General features: G+C 67.9%; 16 protein-coding genes. 8 read left to right on the top strand and 8 right to left on the bottom strand.

What is annotated here, in order from left to right; translation table 11 throughout:
* The gene (locus CDO46_RS18845; RefSeq protein WP_243724337.1) at nucleotides 1–264 is read right to left on the bottom strand and encodes a helix-turn-helix domain-containing protein; all 264 of its coding nucleotides are present in this window, start codon (nucleotides 262–264) and stop codon (nucleotides 1–3) included.
* Between the two features lie 94 nt (nucleotides 265–358).
* On the opposite strand from CDO46_RS18845, the gene CDO46_RS18840 reads away from it, so the two are divergent.
* A complete protein-coding gene (locus CDO46_RS18840; RefSeq protein ID WP_087840021.1) occupies nucleotides 359–1,168 on the top strand; it encodes an aminoglycoside N(3)-acetyltransferase in 810 nt (269 codons plus the stop codon).
* Between the two features lie 144 nt (nucleotides 1,169–1,312).
* On the opposite strand, the gene CDO46_RS18835 is transcribed toward CDO46_RS18840, so the two are convergent.
* From CDO46_RS18835 to CDO46_RS18805, 7 genes are all read right to left on the bottom strand, one after another.
* A complete protein-coding gene (locus CDO46_RS18835; RefSeq protein WP_087840020.1) occupies nucleotides 1,313–2,668 on the bottom strand; it encodes an MFS transporter in 1,356 nt (451 codons plus the stop codon).
* A 36-nt stretch (nucleotides 2,669–2,704) separates the two neighbouring features.
* Nucleotides 2,705–3,511 (bottom strand): enoyl-CoA hydratase/isomerase family protein, encoded by an 807-nt coding sequence (locus tag CDO46_RS18830; protein WP_087840019.1) that lies wholly within the window; start codon nucleotides 3,509–3,511, stop codon nucleotides 2,705–2,707.
* Nucleotides 3,512–3,550: 39 nt separating this feature from the next.
* On the bottom strand, nucleotides 3,551–5,077 hold the full coding sequence (locus CDO46_RS18825) for an AMP-binding protein (protein ID WP_087840018.1): 1,527 nt from the start codon (nucleotides 5,075–5,077) through the stop codon (nucleotides 3,551–3,553).
* A gap of 13 nt (nucleotides 5,078–5,090) precedes the next feature.
* Complete coding sequence (locus tag CDO46_RS18820) at nucleotides 5,091–5,579, bottom strand: (2Fe-2S)-binding protein (RefSeq protein ID WP_087840017.1); 489 nt, start codon at nucleotides 5,577–5,579, stop codon at nucleotides 5,091–5,093.
* Nucleotides 5,576–6,415 carry a xanthine dehydrogenase family protein subunit M gene (locus tag CDO46_RS18815; protein ID WP_087840263.1) on the bottom strand — a complete coding sequence of 280 codons (840 nt, stop codon included), beginning with the start codon at nucleotides 6,413–6,415 and terminating at the stop codon, nucleotides 5,576–5,578. The genes CDO46_RS18820 and CDO46_RS18815 overlap by 4 nt, the downstream gene beginning before the upstream one ends.
* Nucleotides 6,412–9,435: a molybdopterin cofactor-binding domain-containing protein gene (locus CDO46_RS18810; protein ID WP_087840016.1), complete on the bottom strand. Its 3,024-nt coding sequence runs from the start codon at nucleotides 9,433–9,435 to the stop codon at nucleotides 6,412–6,414. Before CDO46_RS18810 ends, CDO46_RS18815 begins: the two co-directional genes overlap by 4 nt.
* A 172-nt stretch (nucleotides 9,436–9,607) precedes the next feature.
* Nucleotides 9,608–10,474: an AraC family transcriptional regulator gene (locus tag CDO46_RS18805; RefSeq protein WP_087840015.1), complete on the bottom strand. Its 867-nt coding sequence runs from the start codon at nucleotides 10,472–10,474 to the stop codon at nucleotides 9,608–9,610.
* Nucleotides 10,475–11,020: 546 nt separating this feature from the next.
* Here CDO46_RS18805 and CDO46_RS18800 point away from each other — a divergent pair.
* The 7 genes from CDO46_RS18800 (at nucleotide 11,021) to CDO46_RS18775 (ending at nucleotide 17,246) form a co-directional block, all read left to right on the top strand.
* Nucleotides 11,021–11,695 carry a sterol desaturase family protein gene (locus tag CDO46_RS18800; RefSeq protein WP_254914644.1) on the top strand — a complete coding sequence of 225 codons (675 nt, stop codon included), beginning with the start codon at nucleotides 11,021–11,023 and terminating at the stop codon, nucleotides 11,693–11,695.
* 49 nt (nucleotides 11,696–11,744) lie between these two features.
* Nucleotides 11,745–12,587 carry a fatty acid desaturase gene (locus CDO46_RS18795; RefSeq protein ID WP_254914643.1) on the top strand — a complete coding sequence of 281 codons (843 nt, stop codon included), beginning with the start codon at nucleotides 11,745–11,747 and terminating at the stop codon, nucleotides 12,585–12,587.
* Between the two features lie 27 nt (nucleotides 12,588–12,614).
* A complete protein-coding gene (locus tag CDO46_RS18790) occupies nucleotides 12,615–14,531 on the top strand; it encodes a StlD/DarB family beta-ketosynthase (RefSeq protein ID WP_087840014.1) in 1,917 nt (638 codons plus the stop codon).
* The gene (locus CDO46_RS18785; RefSeq protein WP_087840013.1) at nucleotides 14,528–15,424 is read left to right on the top strand and encodes a hypothetical protein; all 897 of its coding nucleotides are present in this window, start codon (nucleotides 14,528–14,530) and stop codon (nucleotides 15,422–15,424) included. Before CDO46_RS18790 ends, CDO46_RS18785 begins: the two co-directional genes overlap by 4 nt.
* Nucleotides 15,425–15,440: 16 nt before the next feature.
* Nucleotides 15,441–15,542: an amidase gene (locus CDO46_RS28520; RefSeq protein ID WP_217896323.1), complete on the top strand. Its 102-nt coding sequence runs from the start codon at nucleotides 15,441–15,443 to the stop codon at nucleotides 15,540–15,542.
* Between the two features lie 101 nt (nucleotides 15,543–15,643).
* Nucleotides 15,644–16,399: a DUF72 domain-containing protein gene (locus CDO46_RS18780; protein ID WP_087840012.1), complete on the top strand. Its 756-nt coding sequence runs from the start codon at nucleotides 15,644–15,646 to the stop codon at nucleotides 16,397–16,399.
* A 43-nt stretch (nucleotides 16,400–16,442) separates the two neighbouring features.
* Complete coding sequence (locus tag CDO46_RS18775; RefSeq protein WP_140416879.1) at nucleotides 16,443–17,246, top strand: hypothetical protein; 804 nt, start codon at nucleotides 16,443–16,445, stop codon at nucleotides 17,244–17,246.
* Nucleotides 17,247–17,307 lie beyond the last annotated feature (61 nt).

The raw sequence follows: 17,307 nt of genomic DNA, 5'->3' as shown, positions 1-17,307 counted from the left end.
TCACCAGTCCGCGTGTACAGTGGACGGTGGCGCCTGGCCGCCGCGCGGCCCCAGGGTCAATTCCAGCCCGAGCGCGGCACACCAGGCCAACAGCTGCTCCAGGCTCAGCTCATGGGCGTGCAGTTCCAGGTGGGACACCCGCGACTGGCTCAGGCCGATGCGGCCGGCCAGGGCAGACTGGGTCATCCCCTGGGATTTGCGCGCGGCCTGCAGCACCGTGCCCAGTTGCGTGGCGGTCGCTAGGACTTGAGATGACATGGACATGGCAAATACCTGAAATCCGAATAAATTCATAATATTTGCGGCACAGGTATATGTCAATTATCCGGATTTCAAATATTTCCCGATTGTTCTTCCCATGACCGAGCACGCCGCCATCATCGCCACGCCCCAGCCACGCACCCGGGAAACCCTGGCCGCCGACCTGTCACGGCTGGGTGTCGCCCCCGGCATGACCCTGCTCGTACATTGCGCCATGAGCCGGCTCGGCTGGGTCTCGGGGGGAGCCGAGACCGTCGTGCGTGCCCTGCTCGATGCCGTGGGCCCCGCCGGCACGCTGGTGATGCCCGCGCAGTCATCGCAGTTGAGCGATCCCGCCAACTGGCGGGCGCCCGCCGTCCCGCCCGCCTGGATAGCCACGATCCGGGCCACGCTGCCGCCGTTCGACCCGCGCACCACCCCGACGCGCGGCATGGGCGCGGTGGCGGAACTGTTCCGGACCTGGCCCGGAGCCCGCCGCAGCCCCCACCCCCTGTGCTCCTTCGCCGCGCTGGGCCCGCTGGCCGGATCGATCACCGCCACCCACGCCCTGGAAGATCCTTTCGGCCACGGCGGGCCGCTGGGGCGCCTGTACCGGGAACGCGCCGGCATCCTGCTGCTGGGCGCCGGCTTCGGCGCATGCACGGCCTTCCACATGGCCGAGACCCTGGCCTCGCCCCCGCCGCCCAGGATCGCCGAAGGCGCCCCGCTATGGGTGGACGGCCAGCGGCGCTGGGTGGCCTTCGACCTGCCCGCCGGCGATGCGGACCGTTTCCCGGCCCTGGGCGAGACGCTCGTCCGGCTGGGCGTGGCCAGGACTGGGCAGGTCGGCTCCGCGTCCTGTCACCTGCTGGACCTGCGGGCGGCGGTAGATGCGGCGGCCAGGCTCATGACGGAAACACCCCGCTGAACCCGGGCCGGGATTTTTTTCCGCCACCGATCCGTTTCCCCTGTCCGATTCGTCTTGGGAGTACCGGACACAGCCATGCCGGTTCCAACCCGAAGGAATCTCCGCCATGACCACCGCCCCGCAGCAGCCCGTCACCCTTCGGGCCTAGTCGAACTGGCCCTGGGTCTCGGGCGAGACCTTGGCGCCCACCAGGTAGACCACCGCCAGCAAGGCCGAGGTGATGGCCAGGACGTGGGGAATGTCCTGCGGCGAGCCGCTCAGCAGCGAGACCACCGTGGGCATCATGCCGCCGACGGCGAAGCCGATGTTCCAGGACAACCCCGTGCCGCTGGCGCGCATCTTGGCCGGGAAGCGTTCGTTCAGGAAGATCATGACCGGCGCGATGATGGCCCCGCCAAGCAGGGCGATGGCCGAGGCGATCATCGTGATCTGTAGCAGGGACGCGGGCTTGGCGATGAGCAGGAACAGGTACGGCAGCAGTACCAGGCAGAAGACGCCCAGCGCATAGAACGTCTTCTTGCGGCCGATGACGTCGCTCAGGGCGCCGAAAGCCAGCGCGCCGACGATCGTTCCCACCGAGCTGATCATCAGGATCAGCGCCGAGCTCTCGTGCGGCACGTTCGCCACCAGCTTCAGCAGCGTCGGCAGATAGCCCGCGGTGATGTAGTAGGTCGCGCCGCCGCCGAAGGTGATCAGCAGGTTGACCAGCAGCACGTTGCGATACTCGCCCGCGAACAGCGTCTTGAGCGGCGAAGCCTGCCTGGCCGCCCCGTCCTTCTGCCTGGCCCGCTCGGCCTGGATCTTCTTGAAGGAAGGCGTCTCGTCCAGCAGCCTGTACATCACCAGGCCGAAGACGGTGCTGATCAGGCCCGAGAAGAACATGACGCGCCAGCCGATCTGGTCGAAACGGTCGCCGGGGAAGACGTAGGACAGCGCGAAGTACACGATGGAGGCCATCAGGGCGCCCATGCCTGCGCCGCCGCTGCCGACCAGTCCCGACATCAGGCCACGGTGGCGCGGCGCGATCGACTCCGTGCCTATCGTATGCGTCGAGGCCACGATACCGCCCACGAACAAACCCTGCACGATGCGCAATACCAGGAAGACGATGGGAGCGATCACCCCGGCCTGGTGGATGGTCGGCAGCAGGCCGAATGCCGCCGTGCTCAGCCCCACGCCCACCATCGAGATCATCAGCGCACGCTTGCGGCCGTGCTTGTCGGCATAGGCGCCGAACACGGCCGACCCCAGGGGCCGCACCAGCAGCGCCACCGCGAACGAGGCATAGACCGCGGCCAGCGACAGGGTGGGCTTGTCCGAAGGAAAGAACAGCCGCCCGATGATGGGCGCCACATACAGCAGGATGAACAGGTCGAACAGGTCCAGCGCCCATCCGAAGGTGGACGCCAGGCCCGCCATGAAGGCCTTGCGCGACTGCGCGGGGTCGGCGGCCGAGTCGCGCGGTCCCGCGCCCGGAACGGTATCCGTGGTCGTATTCATGATGTCTCCGTTATTGGAATCGTGCAGCGTTCCGGCTTAGCGGCCCGTCCACTGCGGTTTACGCTTGGCGTGGAATGCCTCGACGCCTTCGCGGAAATCCTCGGATGTGCGCAGGCGGCTGTAGCAGTGCCCCTCGAGCTCGATGGCGATGGACACCGGCGAGTCCTCCGAATCGTTCAGCAGCTTCTTGACCGTGCGCTGGGCCAGCGGCGAGAAACCACGCAGTTCGTCCACCAGTCTGTCGGTGGCGGCCTCGAGCTGGTCATCGGCCACGCACTCGACCACGAAGCCCCAGTCGTAGGCCTGCTGGCCCGGAATGCGGCGCGAGCGCATCACGACGTCCTTGGTGCGGGCGATGCCGATCATGCTTTGCAGGCGCGCCGATCCCCCCGATCCGGGAATCTGCCCCAGCTTCTGCTCGGGCAGCGCGTATTGCGCCGTGACGCTGGCGATACGGAAATCGCAGGCAAGCGAGATCTCGAATCCCACGCCGAAGCAGTAGCCCCGGTTGGCGGCGATCACCGGCTTGGAGCAGCGGGCCGGCGCGGCGATGTTCCAGGCCAGCTTGGAAACGTGTTCGGGGCTGGCCTCCAGGAAGCCGCGGATGTCGCCGCCGCTGGAGAAGTGCTCGCCTTCGGCGCGCAGCACGATCACGCGCACGCGCGGGTCCTCGTCCAGCGCCTCGAACACCAGGCGCAGTTGTTCGCGCTCGTGCATGGTGATGATGTTGAACGGAGGACGCTTCAGGACAATGTCGGCGCGCTCGCGCTCCGCGTCGACGATGACGTCGAAGCCATCGAGTTGTTCGAGCAGGCCGTGGGCCGGATGATTGAGCTTGGGCATGGAGATATCCTTCATTGGGTCATGCACGGGATTTCGGAATCAGGAACGGTCCGGCTCGAATTCGCCGGCCGTCAGCTTGCGGCGCAGGATCTTCCCCACGGGGGACTTGGGAATCTCGCTGACGAAGACGTATTCCCGCGGACGCTTGAAATTGGCGAGATCGGTGCCGCGGCAATAGGCATCCAGCGTCTCGCCGTCGACGGCCTCCTTGCGCTTGACGAAGGCGACGACGCGTTGGCCCCAGCGCTCGTCGCGCAGACCCGCGACGGCGACCTCGTCCACGCCGGGATGCAGGGACAACACCGACTCGATGTCGACCGGCGAGATGTTCTCGCCGCCGCTGATGATCATGTCGTCCACCCGCCCGGTCACGTGCAGTTCGCCGTCCTCGTCCAGATAGCCCGTGTCGCCGGTGAAATACCAGCCGCCGTGCAGCGACTTGGCGTTGGCGTCGGGCCGGTTCCAATAGCCTTCGAACGCCTCGTCCCCGGCCAGGTCGGCGATGATCTGCCCCTCCGTTCCACGCGGCGCGAGATCGTCGGGATCGGTCGTCTCCAGCCGCACCAGGCGCAGGCGCGTGTTGATGCCCGCGCGTCCGGCGCTGCCGGGCTTGCTGCGCGCATCGGGGTTGACCGCCATGGTGTAGACCTCGGAGCTGCCGTAGTGATTGACGAACAGCTCGGGCCGGAACGCCTCGTCCAGGCGCAGCAGCAGCGCGTCGTGCATGGGCGCGCCGGCGAAGCCGAGCTTGCGGACGCTGGAGATGTCGGTGCTTGCGAAATCGGCGTGCGCCAGCAGGTCGTGGTAGAGCGTCGGCACCAGGTACAGGTTGCTGACCCGCTCACGCTGGATCAGCGCCAGCGCGGTTGCCGGCGAGAAGCGCGGCAGGCACACGAAACACCCGTCCACCAGCGCCATGGCCAGCAACGACCGCACTCCCATGGTGTGATAGAGCGGCATCACGCCCAGCGTGCGCTCGCCTATCCCGTACTGGTTCTGCGCCACGTGGCCCAGCGCGGCCGCGCGCTCCTGGCGATGCCGGCGCGGCACGCCCTTGGGCTTGCCGGTCGTCCCCGACGTGTAGAGCATCAGCGAGATGTCGTCCGCCGTGGCGCGCGGGCCAGCCGTCCAGGGCCGGGCGGCAAGCAGGCCGTCGTATACATGGGTCGCGTGGGCGTCCGCGCCGACCACGATGCGCGGCACGCCGGCGGCCTCGGCGGCCTGCGCCACGGCTTGCGCGCTGGCCTCTTCGTAGACGATGGCCCTGGCCGAGGCGTCGACCAGGCAGTAGTCGATTTCCTCGGGCTTGGCGCGCCAGTTCAGGGGCGTGACGATCACCCCGAGGAACTGGCAGGCCCAGTGCAGCGTCGCCATTTCCAGGCGGTTCTGCAGGACCACGAGCAGATGGTCGCCATGCCCGAGCCCCAGGTCATCCAGCCCTTGCGCCACGCGCAGGATCTGCCCCAGCCACTCGGCGTAGGTCAGGCGGATCTCGCCTTCCACGGCCGCGATCGCCTCCGGGTTGCGCTCCACGCTCTGCAAGAATGTACGTCCCAAATCCAGCATCAGATGCCTCCTTCTATGTGTTCTTGTTGCGCGAGGCGGCCACGTCCAGGACGGCCTGCACGATGGGGGTGTAGCCCGTGCACCGGCACAGGTGCCCCGAAAGCATGTCCCGCACCTGCTGCTCGGTCGGATCGGGCACGCGCTCCAGGAAATCGGCGCACGACATCAGGATTCCCGCCGTACAGAAACCGCATTGCAGCGCGTGGTGCCGCCGGAAGGCCTGTTGCAGATCGCCCAGTTCGCCGTCCCGCGCCAGGCCTTCGACCGTATCCACTCCGCGGCCGTCCACCTGGACCGCCAGCGTCAGGCAGGAGCGGCTGGCCACCCCGTCGATGCGCACGGTGCAGGCGCCGCACACCCCGTGCTCGCATCCCACGTGGGTGCCGGTGGCGCCCAGCTCGTGCCGCAGGAAGTCCGACAGCAGCATGCGGCTCTCGGCCGTGCCCTCGCGCCGCCGGCCGTTCAAGGTGCAGCGGATGCGCTGGGTCTTTTCCGTGCTCATGCGGTGTCTCCTTGCGCCCGGGCAGCGGCCGTGGCGATGGCCCGGGCCGCCAGTTGCCGCACCAGCCGCCGGCGGTACGCGGCACTGGCGTGCGCGTCGTCCTGCGCGCCCAGCGTCCAGGCAAAGTCATTGATGGCGGTTTCCAGTTCCCGCTGCGGCAGGCGCGGCCATTGCACGACGGTCGGCCGGTCCGCCACGCCGCCCACGCCCAGCCGTATCGCATCCTTGCCGACGGCGGCCGCGCAGGCGGCGATGGCGAAATCCCCATGGCGCAGCGAAAACTCCTCGAACGCGTAGCCCGTGCCCGCCGCACGCAGCGGATAGCGCACGCAGGCGATCAATTCGTCGCTGGCGCGGGCCGTCGTCAACATGCCCTGGAAGAAATCCCGCGCCGGCAAGGTGCGGCGGCCGCGCCTGGATGACAGCACCACTTCGCCACCCAGCAGCGCCAGGCACAGCGGCAGCTCCGCACTGGGGTCGGCGTGCGCCACCGAGCCGCACACGGTGCCCCGGTTGCGCACCTGGAAATGCGAGATATAGGGAAACGCACAGGTCAGCAGAGGCACTTCGCCGGCCAGGCCCGGCCGCCACTCCACGCTGGCCTGGGTGGCCGCGGCCCCCACTTCCAGCATTCCGCCCGCCACCTTCACGTAGTCCAGCGCCTCGCAGCGCGAGACATCCAATAGCACCGACGGCTGCGCCAGGCGCATGTTCAGCACCGTGATCAGCGACTGCCCTCCCGCCAGGATGCGGGCCTCCTCGCCATGGCGAGCGAGCAGCTCGCAGGCCTGCGCCTCGTCCTCCAGGCGCACGTAATCGAAAGCCGCGGGCTTCATGCCGCCCCCTTCCATCCAAACAGCGCCAGCAGCTTGCGCCACCAGCGGCGCGGCGCGGCGGGCGTAGGCTGCCCGCTGGCCTGCCGGCCGAGTTGTTCAAACAATTGCGCCAGGACGATCTTGGCCGCCCCTTCCAGCATGCGGCTGCCGACCGCGGCCACCTTGCCGCTGACCTCGGCGCTGTAGTCGTAGACCAGGCGCGTGCCGCCTTCGCTGGGCTCGAGCCGAACCTTGCCGCTGCCACGCGCGGCGCCCAGCGACGAACTGCCCGAACCGGCCAGGCGCAGGGAATGCGGCGGATCCAGCTCCGACAGCTCGATGTGTGCCGCGTAGCGGGCCTTGATCATGCCCACGCCCACCGTCACGTCGGCGCGATAGCGGTTCTCGCCCACCGCTTCCAGCGAATGGCAGCCGGGTACCACCTTGGCCAATGCCTGCGGATCAAGCAGCACGTTGAAGACGACCTCGGGCGCCGCGGCGATCTGCACGCTGCCCGTGGCGGACAAGGCCTTGCCCGATCCGCCGCCCGGCGCCGCGGCGCTCGCGGGCGGCGCCGAAGCCGCTTGCGCGCCGGCGCTGGGCGGCGGATCGTCGAACCCGATCAGTTCCATGATCTTGAGCGGTGTCAGCGGCAGCCTGACGTCGCAGGCGCCCCGGATGGGCGCCAGGGCATCGGCGACGGCATTGGCCACGCATACCGGCGTACTCATGTTGTTGCCCTCGCCCAGGCCCTTGGCCCCCAGCGGCGTGAACGGCGACGGCGTCTCCAGGTGGACGATGACCGGGTCGGGCACCTCGCAGGTCGTCGGCACCAGATAGTCGGCGAAGGTGCCGGACTGGAAGCTGCCGTCGCCCGCATAGCGGAACTCCTCCATCAGCGCAGCGCCCAGCCCCTGGGCGAAGGCTCCGCGGATCTGGCCGTCCGCCAGCGCCGGGTTGAGCAGCTTGCCCGCATCGTGCGTGGTGACGTAGCGGTCGATGCGTACGCGTCCGGTATCGCGGTCGATCTCGACCGCGCAGATGTCGAAGGCGAACCCGTAGGCCGCCGACGTATTGACGCGGTCCTGCTCGTCCGGGGCGGTCAACTCGGGCGGGGTCCAGAATTCGGTCACCCGCAGGCTGGGCGACTCCCCTTCCGGCAACTGTCCCGGCGCCCAATGCGCGGTGCTGGCCGCGCGTGCGAATGGCAGCATCTTGCCCGGCGCGTCCGGCAGCCCCACCTTGCCTCCCGCGAACACCACGTCGGCCGGATCGCATCGGAGCTGATGCGCCACGATGCGCGCCACCTTGTCGCGCAGCCGGCTGGCCGCCAGGTGCACGGTGCCCGCCACCGCGCCGGCAAAGCGGCTGGAGTAATTGCCCGCGGCGACCGACCAGGCATCCTTCTGCGTATCGACATCCACATTCACGGCCACCTGCTGCGGCAAGAGGCCGAACACGTCCGCGACGACCTGGGCGCATACGGTCATGTGCCCTTGCCCGGCAGGCGACGAAGCCACGACTACCGTCACCCCGCCCAGCGGATCGATGCCGACGGTGGCGCTGGCGATGGCGCCGTTCTTGGGTCCGGCCTTGGCGCGCTGCTCCGCCGTCATGACCGTGCTGATGTAGCCCATGTTGGAAATGGACGGCTCCACGATCGCGGCATAGCCGATGCCATACAGCCGCCCCTCGGCCCTGGCCACGTCGCGCCGCCGCAGGAGTTCCTCCAGCCCGCCTTGCCGTTCGGCCATCTCCAGGGCCAGCGGATAGTTGCCGGAATCCAGCAAGGCGCCGGCCGCGGCGCGGTACGGAAACGCCTCGGGCGGCACGAAGTTGCGCCGGTACACCGTCAGCGGATCGATTCCCAGTTGCTGCGCGATGCGCTGCACCAGCCGCTCCAGCGCGAAATACACCTGGGGGCCGCCGAAGCCGCGCACCAGCCCGGCGGGCGTGCGGTTGGTCAGCACCACGCGGTTGCGCACCTTCAGGTTGGGGATGGCATAGGCACCCGTCAGGCAACCGTGCATGCGATAGAACGTGGCTGGCTCGGGGGCGCGCAGATAACCGCCCACGTCGTCGAACTGGTCGTAGGACAGCGCGCTGATCCGCCCCTCGCCATCCACGGCGGCCTCGATCGTGCACAGGCGGGAGGTCGCGGACGTCGCGGCCACCAGGTGCTCCAGGCGGTCCTCCACCCACTTCACCGGCGCGCCCGCCTTGCGCGACGCCAGGCACATCAGCACCACGTAGGGAAACACGCTTTGCTTGACGCCGAAGCTGCCGCCCGAATCACGAGGCAGCTTGTGGCGCAGGCGCGTGCCCGGGATCTTCAGCGCCAGCGCCATGACCGAATGCAGCGAATACGGCCCCATGAAGTTGGAGCTGACCTCGTAGCCATCGTCGCCCGCCAGGTGCTCGGCGATCACCACCGCCCCTTCGATGGGCGTACACGAATTGCGAGGGTAGTGGACGGTCAGCTGGACGCGGTGCTCGGCCGAGGCGAAGGCGGCGTCCGGCTCGCCATAGCTGAAACTGCGGTCGCTGACGATGTTGCTGCCCACCGCCGGATGCAGCACCGGCGCATCCCCGGCGATGGCCGCCTCGATCTCCACGGCCACCGGCAGCACCTCGTAGTCGACGCGGATCAGTTCCAGCGCATCCTCGGCGACATAGCGGTCCTCGGCCACCACGACGGCGACCGGCTCGCCAACATAGCGCACGCGGTCCTGGGCCAGCGACCAATGCTCCATGGGCGATTTCACGCCCACGACGAAGGGCTGCGACCAGCGCTTCACGTCGGCGCCCGTCAGTACCGCCCTGACGCCCGGATGGGCTTCGGCGGCCCCCGTGTCCATGCCAAGCACCCGGGCATGGGCGTGGGGGGATCTCAGAATGGCCGCGTGCAGCGTGCCCGGCTTGACCGGGAGATCGTCGCCATAGGCGCCGCGCCCCGACAGCAGCGCCGCGTCCTCGACCCGTTCCTGCCGGCGCCCGACGAACGGCGCATCGGCCGTGGCCAGAACGCTCGCGTCACTCATGCAAGCACCCCATGTCTCTTCCTCCTGTTCCCTGCATGCCGCCTTCAGGCGGTCTGCGCGAGGAGAAAGATAAGCGGCGCCCTGCCCGCGGCCGTTACCGCCGCATCGGCTCACTTACCATAGAGTCTGATTTTTCTGTTTTCCGGCGGGAAATCGGTCCACGGGCCGGAGGTCAGCGCCCGCCGTGGCCGGCGTCGAACACGTCCACCACGCGGCGGTACTCGGTGGGCGTGGTGCCCAGGTGCTCGCGGAAGAAACGGGTGAAATGGCCCGGGGCGGAAAAACCCATGTCGTAGGCCAGGTCGGCGACCGGCGTCTGGCCCGCGGTCAACGCGGTGATGGCCGCTTCCATGCGCAGCACGTTGGCGTACACGCGCGGCGTCAGCTTGGTGGTCTTGCGGAAAAGCTCGAAGAAATGCGCGCGCGACAGCCCGCATTCGGCCGCCAGCGCATCCATGTCCAGCGACTGCCCGATGTTCTCGCGCATGCGGCCGATGGCCCTGCGGATGCGCACGTCGCCATGGTGCTGCCGCAGACTGCCCAGCAGCGACTGGTAGCTGCGCCACTCGGAATGGTGCTCGATCGTGGCGATCATCAGCTGGAAAAGACGCTCTTCCAATTGGCCGGCGGGCAGTTCCGCCGTCAGCAGCATGTCCCGCGCCAGCGCATCGGCCAGCTTGCGCGCCGCCGGCGACAACGCGACGCAGGGCTGCTGGAAGAAATGGGGGTGCGCGCTGACCGTCAGGGCCTGCTGGATGCCGGCCAGCCAGCCGGGCTCGATGTACAGGGCCAGGATCACCGTGCGCTGCACTTCCGCGCCGTTATGGCTGTAGGAATGGGGCTCCCAGGCATTGACCAGGACCGCGCTGTCGTCCGTCAGCGGCTGCGGCTGGCCGCGCACCGAAAAATACGTATCGGCGCCGAAGGCCTTGATCAGCACGTGGCAATGGTGATGCGCATGCGACACCAGGAGCATGTTCATGTCGAGCAGCGCGACACGCCCGAACTTGCCTTGCAGGATCCTGATTGCAGCTGACATGGTGGGAATGCTCCACGTACCCGTATACGACAAGAGCCCCGGGGCGCTCCTTGTGTTGCCCGGAAGGTGCCGCGCAATGGAATATTCACGGCGCGAAGACGTGCGGCGAGTCTTGGGATTTTAATATATCCCGTTGAAATCCCTGCCCGCGCCGCCGGTCGCCCGGAACGCACATCCATGCCTCACCTGAACTTGCGCCCGCCACGCCGGACGACGCCCCTATCGTCGTCCTGGCCTTGCTGCCCGGCTACGAGGGCCGGGGCATCGGCAAGAAGCTGCTCGGAATCGTGACCTAGGCATGGCGCACCGCGACGCCTGCCACCGGAGCGAACATTTTGTAATGAATTCGTCCGCGTTGTGCAATCGACATCCCGTCCAGGCACCGCGTCCATTCCGGCCAATTGCTTATCATAGAGGCCGTTCCCGGCATCACAACGACAACAACTCATGGGCCAAGCATTCCAGGAGCTTTCGGCATCGCAGGTCACGCTGGCAGGCCTGCTGTTTTTCGGTGGTATCTACCTGCTGTTCGGCGCCGCGACCTAGCTGCTTACCCGCCACGTCCTGCCCGCACTGGGCGTGGGGCGCCCGCTGGACCCCCGTCCGCTCGCGCCGGGCCAGTTGCGCCGCGAACTCCTCCAGTCGGGCATGTCCATCCTGCTGTTCGGCACCGGCATGATCTTTCCGTGGGGCCTGCTGCAGCTCGGATGGGCCAGGCTGGATCCGGCCGCAGGCGGCTGGAAGATCGCGCTGGAAATCCTGGCCCTGGTGGCCTGGAACGACGTGCACTTCTGGATCAATCACCGCCTGCTGCACACGAAGCCGCTGCGCCGCTTCCACCTGCCCCACCACCGCTCCATCGTCACCACGCCGTTCTCGACCTACAGCTTCCACCCGGTCGAGGCCCTGATGCTGGGCAACGTGATCCTGCTGCCCATGGTGGTGCACGACTTCAGCTTCTGGTCGCTGGCCTCGGTGCCGCTGTTCAGCCTGTTCTTCAACTGCATCGGCCACGCCAACTACGACTTCTTTCCGCGCGTGTCCTACGCCCACTGGTTCGCCGCCAGCCGCCGGCATCACCTGCACCATGCCTGTTTCAACGGAAACTACGGGTTCCAGTTCACCTTCATGGACCGGCTGTTCCGCACGCGCCTGCAGGCGGACGCTGCGGCGCTCCTGTTGCAGGCCCACGACCGCAGGACCGCGGCGGGCCATGAATAGCGGGCGCGCTTTCCTGCCCACGCTGCGCAACCGCCGCGACTGACAGAGCCTGCTGTATCTGGCCGCCTTGCCGGCACTTGCCGCGTGGCAGTGGCACCACGGCTTTTCGCTGCCCCTCTACGCGCTGATGCTGTTCCTGACCCTGGGCATAGGCGTCATCCACCACAACCACACCCACGTGCGGATGTGGCGCGACCGCTGGGCCAACCGCGCCACCGATTTCTGGATCACCCTGCTGCAGGGGCACCCCACGTTCGTGTTCTATCCCGCGCACGTCGCCAACCATCATCGCCACCGGCACGGTCTGCGGGACATCGCTCGCACCTACCGCTTCGGGGGCGATACCAACCACCTGTGGGGCTACCTGATCCATCCGGTGCAGGCGGCATGGGTCCTCTACCCCGCCTTCGTCCGCTGGCTGCGCCGCCTGTACCGGCACTGGCCCGGCGCCTGGCGCTACTGCATGGCCCAGTACGCCGCGTGGCTGGGCTTGTGGGCCGGGCTGCTGGCGCTGAACCCGGCCAAGGCATTGTTGTTCGTGATCGTGCCGCAGTTGCACGGCCTGCACTGGCTGCTGGCCACCAACTACCTGCAACATGCCCACGCCGACGGCGGCCCCACGCGCAGCCATACATTGGGCTATGCCCGCAATTTCGAAGGGCTGGTCAACCCGCTGCTGTTCAACATCGGCCTGCACACCGCCCACCACGAGCACTCGCGCGCCCACTGGTCCGAACTGACCCGCCTGCACTACCGGCGCTACCGGCATCGCGTGCCGGCCGCGCTGAACGAACCCGGCCTCGTGTCCTACATGTTCCGCGTCTTCGTCCTGGGAAGCTTCAGCGCGCGCTTTCGCACGCGTTCCCTGACGACCCGGACCACCCCACGCTAGGCCGCCGCGCTCCCTCGAGAGAACCCCATGCCCATCGCCTTCGACCGCGTCTACCTGCAAAGCGCCGGCTACTTCATGCCTGGCCAGCCGGTGTCCAACGACGAACTGGACCGCTACATCGCGCCCTTGAACCGCATCTCCGGACGCATCAAGCAGCGCATCCTGGCCGAGAACGGCATCAAGCAGCGCTACTACGCCATCGACGCCGAAGGCGGCACCGTGTACAGCAATGCCAGGATGGCCGCCCATGCCATCCGGGACTGCCTGCGGCGTGCCGCCGCCCGGCTGGACGATGTATCGCTGCTGGCCAGCGGCAGTTCGGGCGGCGACGCCCTGATGCCCGGCTTCGCCAACATGATCCAGGGCGAACTGGCCGCCCACCCCATGGAGACCCTGTCGGTGCACGGCATCTGCGCCGCCGGCGTCTCGGCCATCCAGGCCGCGGCCCAGGCCGTGGAAATGGGCGGCCACGACCGCGCCCTGGCCGTGGCCAGCGAACTGCCCTCGCGGCTGTTCAAGCGGTCGCGCTTCACCGCGCGCGGCTACGATGCCGACTTCGATTCCCACTTCCTGCGGTGGATGCTGTCCGACGGCGCCGGCGCGTTGCTGCTGGGCAATGCGGGAACGGCGCTGCCCGGCGCCTCGCAAGGCGTGCGCCTGAAACTGAAATGGGTGCACCAGCGCTCGTTCTCGGGCGACTATCCGGTGTGCATGCAACTGGGCCTGTCCGCGGACCGCGAGCGCGTGCACCTGGACTATCCTTCCTGGACCGACGCGGAAGCCGACGGCGCGCTGGCGCTGCGCCAGGACATCCGCCTGCTGCCCCACCTGTTCGACATCGGCATCCACGAATACGCCGGGCTCGCGCGGGACGGCTGGGTCCGGTCCGACCGGATCGACCATTTCCTGTGCCACTACTCGTCCGAGAAATTCATCCCCGTCGTCAAGGACCTGCTGGAGAAGGCCGGCCTGGAGATCCCGCAGGAACGCTGGTACAGCAACCTGGCCTGGCGCGGCAATACCGGCGCCGCGTCCATCCTGATCATGCTGGCCGAATTCCTGGAGACGCGCGCCGTCAAGCCCGGCCAGCAGATCCTTTGCTACATCCCCGAGTCCGGGCGCTTCACCACCGCCTACATGCTGTGGGAAGTCGAAAGCCTGGATGCCGCGCCCGCCGCGGCCGCCGCCCCGCCCGCGGCGCGCGTGGCCGACACGGCCGGCAACGATCTCATCGCCCCGCCCCATGACCCGGCCACCGCGTCGCCCGAACTGGGGCCGCTGCTGACCGAACTGGCCTCCATCTGGCACGACTACCGCTCGCGCGTCTGGCGCACTCCCCTCGTGCACAAGCTGCGCACCCGCCGCTTCCAGACAGGCGACTACCTGAACTGGATGGAAAACTGGATCCCCCAGGTCCGCGAAGGCAGCAAATGGATGCGCGAGGGCGTGGCCTCGCTGGGCCCCGACTACCAGCCCCTGGCAGCCTTGATCGAGACCCATGCGGGCGAAGAGCAGAATGACTTCAGGATCCTGTTCCAGGACTACCGGAACGCCGGCGGGCCCATCGCCGATCTCGATGCCCTGCGCCGCAACCCTGGTGGCGAGGCCCTGAACGCCTACCTGCATGGCCTGGCCGCCACCCGCGACCCGATCGGCCTGCTGGGCGCCATCTACATCATCGAAGGTACCGGCCAGCGCATCATTCCCGCCCTGCTGCCCCTGCTGAAGGCCAGCCTGTCGCTGCCGCCGGACACCTACCGCTTCCTGGAATACCACGGCCACAACGACGAGAACCACCTGGCCCGCTGGCTGGCCGCCGTCGAACTGGCCCTGGACTGCGACCCGACGGGCCGCGCCGCCCGACGCATCATCGACACCGCCCGCCACACCGCGGCCCTGTACCTGATGCAATTCCACCACGTCATGGAGAACGAGGCCCCATGAAAAAATCCCCGCCCGACTTCCTGGCCCAGGAGCACGACCCCGCCGACCCCAACCCCTGGCTGGCCCTGTACCTGGACCGCAGCACGCCCCTGCCCGACGCGGTCAAGAAAAGCTGGCTGACCGACTCCAGCAGCAACTCGCGCCAGTACCTGCTGCCCCTGCTGCGCCCCATCGCGCGCGGCTTCATCATCCTGATCCAGCTGCTGAAGATCTTCCTGCCGCGCAACTGGTCGCACTCCCGGCTGCTGCACCGCGTGCTGGCGTGGGGACTGACGCGCTTCGTCTCGCCCGAGGCCAATTGGCTGATCCTGCGGCACTTCCATCTGGGGGCGCAGATCCTGGCCTTCATCGCGGCCAACTCGCCGGTGCCGATCACGACCACGCCGCTGGAGCCGCGCAACATCGACGACCTGAAGGACGATCTGTTCGTCAAGCACGACCTGAATCTCTTCAACTTCGTCATCCGCCTGAACCAGGCCTTGCGCGACGCGGGCATCGAGATGCACCCGCCGGCCCGCGTGGATTTCTCCATGATCCGCGATCCCGGCCTGCGCCTGGAGGACATGCCCCGCACGCGGCTGAACTTCCTGGACCTGCAAAGCGCCATCGAGCTGTTCACACCGCTGTACCAGCTCATGCTGACCGACAACGACTTCTGGCGCGCCGCCAACTCGCTGCAGCTGGACGAGACCATAGGCATCTACGCGGCCAAGCTGATGGGCGCGCCGGAGCACCTCATCCTGGTCAACAACAAGCATCCGCTGGTGCCGATGTCCACCCTGCGGGCGGGGTACCGGCTGGTGCTGCACGGGTTGTCGACGGAGATGCTGCATAGTCTGCTGATGGACCGGAAGGCGGCGCGGGAAAAAGAAGAGGAAGCTGTGGCGGCGTGAACGTTCGTTTATTGCCGTGAACCCGAACCTGCTCAAGGAGGCCTCGGAACTGGATCGGCTGCGGCGGGACGGCACCGTGCTCCTCCTGCATTGCATCCCGCTTGCCGTGAAGGTGTGATCGACGAGCAACCGGCGATCGATCCGATGTGCGGAGCGGCTTGACTTCGCCAGGCGTCTGAGCCAAGGTAAGGCCGTGACTTCCACGCATGAACGACAGCCATGCCGACAATGACGCCAGCCTGGCGCCACGACCGGATCAAGGTCGGATGCGCCGGCTGGTCCATTCCCAGCCGCCATGCCCATTTGTTCGGCCCGGGCGATAGCGCCCTGGCACGCTATGCGACGCGCTTCCCCGTGGTCGAGATCAACTCTTCGTTCTATCGGCCGCACCAGCCCGAGACCTACGCGCGCTGGGCCGCAACCGTTCCCGAAGGCTTCCGGTTCTGCGTCAAGCTGCCGCGCAACGTGTCGCATGAACGCCGGCTGCAGGACACCGGCGCCGCGCTCGACGCCTTTTTCAGCCAAGTCCGCGAGCTGGGCGAAAAACTGGGAAGACTCCTGCTGCAACTGCCGCCCTCCCTGGCCTACGATGCGCGCACGGCCTCCACCTTCCTGCGCATGCTCCGCCGCCGGACCGACGTCGCCATCGTATGCGAGCCACGGCACGCCAGCTGGTTCACCGACGACGCCACCGGCATGCTCGAGCGCCACGGCATCGGCCGCGCCGCGGTGGATCCCGCCCCCGTTCCCGACGCGGCCCATCCCGGCGCGGACCGCTCGCACAGCTACTGGCGCTGGCATGGTGCGCCCCGGATCTACTACAGCGAGTACGATCGCGACGCGCTGCGGGCCCTGGCCGAGCGCGTCGTCCGGGAACGCGGCCAGGGCGACGCCCCCTGGGTGATATTCGACAACACGGCACAGGGCTTCGCCATCCAGAATGCGGCGCAGATGCAGGATATGGTTGCGGCATAATTCCCTGGCACTGCGCTCCCGCCCTTGCCGAGGAAGGTCCGATATGAAAACGCGTCGCCTTGTTTCCCTCCTGCTGGCCATGTCCGCCGCCGGCCTGTCCGGCCCCGCCCCGGCACAATGCGTGGAATGCGCGCAGCAGATGTTCCAGGCCACCCTGACGACCAACATCTGGTACAACATCAACCAGGATCAGATCGACCAGATCCGCAGCCGCGACGCCAGGAACGGCACCTGCTACGACGCCAACCGCAGCTTTGAAGGATGCCGCGGCAAGGCGACGACGGCCAGGCCGACGGGCATCGCCCCCAACGCCGCCAGCCAGGCGGAAAATGCCGTGCTGGCCGTGCTCAAGACCGAGCACAGGCGCCGGGCGCAGGCTCAGGGAGCCGCGCACGCCAATCAATGGCTGAACAAGGCCGCGGGCGACACCGGCCGCCAGGTCGCCGCGCTGAACGCCGAGTATCGGCGCCGCGTGGACACGGACGGCAGCACCAGCGCCGACAAGTGGTATGTCGACAGCGCAACCCGGATCGCCACGCAATATGTCCACGGCGGCAACGCCCAAGACGCCCTGGTGGGCGGGATTCCGGCCGCGACGCGCCAGCGCGCGGAAGACGCGACCTTTGCCGTATTCGAGCCGGAGCTCGACCGCCGCAGCAAGCGCGACGGTCAAGCGGCAACCATCGCATGGATGCGCGCCATGGGGCAGGCGGTGGGCGCCGGGGTCAGGAATCTCGCGCCCGAGTACCTGCAGCGCGCAAAAGCGGACGGCCAGGCCAGCGCGGACGCATGGTATGTCGAGCAGGCAAGGAATCTGGCCATGCTGCAGATACGCGGCGGACCTTGACGCGCAAGGCCTGTAGCATCGGACTGAACCGGGGTTGATGTCCCGGGCGGCGCACGTATAT

It is taken from the genome of Pigmentiphaga sp. NML030171 (assembly GCF_002188635.1).
In the GTDB taxonomy this organism is placed as follows: Bacteria; Pseudomonadota; Gammaproteobacteria; order Burkholderiales; family Burkholderiaceae_B; genus Pigmentiphaga; species Pigmentiphaga daeguensis.
The sequence above is the reverse complement of the archived record's forward strand: the minus strand, read 5'-3'. Positions and strand labels throughout refer to the sequence as shown.

Bases quoted from the DNA above. Each gene is read 5' to 3' on its own strand.
- CDO46_RS18790 (WP_087840014.1), top strand. From the start codon at position 12,615: ATGCCCATCGCCTTCGACCGCGTCTACCTGCAAAGCGCCGGCTACTTC.
- CDO46_RS18845 (WP_243724337.1), bottom strand. From the start codon at position 264: ATGTCCATGTCATCTCAAGTCCTAGCGACCGCCACGCAACTGGGCACG.
- CDO46_RS18785 (WP_087840013.1), top strand. From the start codon at position 14,528: ATGAAAAAATCCCCGCCCGACTTCCTGGCCCAGGAGCACGACCCCGCC.
- CDO46_RS18830 (WP_087840019.1), bottom strand. From the start codon at position 3,511: ATGCCCAAGCTCAATCATCCGGCCCACGGCCTGCTCGAACAACTCGAT.
- CDO46_RS18775 (WP_140416879.1), top strand. From the start codon at position 16,443: ATGAAAACGCGTCGCCTTGTTTCCCTCCTGCTGGCCATGTCCGCCGCC.
- CDO46_RS18810 (WP_087840016.1), bottom strand. From the start codon at position 9,435: ATGAGTGACGCGAGCGTTCTGGCCACGGCCGATGCGCCGTTCGTCGGG.
- CDO46_RS18835 (WP_087840020.1), bottom strand. From the start codon at position 2,668: ATGAATACGACCACGGATACCGTTCCGGGCGCGGGACCGCGCGACTCG.
- CDO46_RS18805 (WP_087840015.1), bottom strand. From the start codon at position 10,474: ATGTCAGCTGCAATCAGGATCCTGCAAGGCAAGTTCGGGCGTGTCGCG.
- CDO46_RS18840 (WP_087840021.1), top strand. From the start codon at position 359: ATGACCGAGCACGCCGCCATCATCGCCACGCCCCAGCCACGCACCCGG.
- CDO46_RS18820 (WP_087840017.1), bottom strand. From the start codon at position 5,579: ATGAGCACGGAAAAGACCCAGCGCATCCGCTGCACCTTGAACGGCCGG.
- CDO46_RS18825 (WP_087840018.1), bottom strand. From the start codon at position 5,077: ATGCTGGATTTGGGACGTACATTCTTGCAGAGCGTGGAGCGCAACCCG.
- CDO46_RS18780 (WP_087840012.1), top strand. From the start codon at position 15,644: ATGCCGACAATGACGCCAGCCTGGCGCCACGACCGGATCAAGGTCGGA.
- CDO46_RS18815 (WP_087840263.1), bottom strand. From the start codon at position 6,415: ATGAAGCCCGCGGCTTTCGATTACGTGCGCCTGGAGGACGAGGCGCAG.